1 protein-coding gene is annotated in these 356 nt (G+C 50.6%); it reads left to right on the forward strand.

Annotated elements, in window-relative coordinates; translation table 11 throughout:
- Window positions 1–356: TorF family putative porin (locus KDM89_RS20590; RefSeq protein ID WP_212689716.1), on the forward strand; the 356-nt coding region annotated here is incomplete at both ends.

Here is a 356-nt window from a genome sequence, read left to right on the forward strand (position 1 = left end):
TCGGCGTACTGGGCTATATCTATGCCGGTAACAAACTGGATCAGGTCGGCTTGAAAGATGCGAATACGCTGGAACTTTACGGCCAGCTGAATTATGGTCCGGCCTACCTCAAGTATTCACATGCATTCACCCCCTTGTTCGGTATTGTGGATAGCAAAAACAGCGGCTACCTCGACCTCGGTGCAAATATTGTACTGCGTGAAGGCCTGACGCTGAATCTGCATGCTGGCTACCAAAAAGTTCAGGGCATCAACGCCAGTGCTGCAAGTTATAGCGATTACAAAATCGGAGTCAGTCAGGATGTCAATCTGCTGGGTGGCATGACATTTAGCCTGGCCGCGATAGGCACGAATGCC

This window comes from Cognatundibacterium luofuense (genome assembly GCF_018139685.1).
Taxonomy (GTDB): Bacteria; Pseudomonadota; Gammaproteobacteria; order Burkholderiales; family Burkholderiaceae_D; genus Undibacterium; species Undibacterium luofuense.